The organism is Aeromonas bivalvium, assembly GCF_000819765.1.
Taxonomy (GTDB): Bacteria; Pseudomonadota; Gammaproteobacteria; order Enterobacterales; family Aeromonadaceae; genus Aeromonas; species Aeromonas bivalvium.
The window spans coordinates 40,121-40,364 of record NZ_CDBT01000048.1; the positions used below are offsets into that span (position 1 = coordinate 40,121).

Annotated in this window: 1 pseudogene; it reads left to right on the forward strand. The window is 70.1% G+C overall.

What is annotated here, in order from left to right:
* Positions 1-201 (forward strand): annotated as a pseudogene (locus BN1119_RS14515) (multidrug efflux MFS transporter EmrD); the annotation flags it as partial.
* Between the last annotated feature and the right edge of the window lie 43 nt (positions 202-244).

Genomic DNA, 244 nt, shown 5'->3' on the forward strand with positions numbered 1-244 from the left:
GGTCAGGCGGGTACCGCCGGTGCCATCCTGGGGGGCATGCAGAATCTGGGGGCCGGTGTCGTGACCCTGCTGGCCGCGACTTTCCCCATGCAGGGGCAGCTGGGACTCGGGATCATCATGACCCTGATGGTGCTGATCGTGGCCCTGAGCTTCGCCTGGCTGCGCCACCACGGCGCCCCTCACGAGCAGATGGCCACCTGACGCCCGCGCTGCCGCTCCCACATCCGAGCCCGCCATTGGCGGG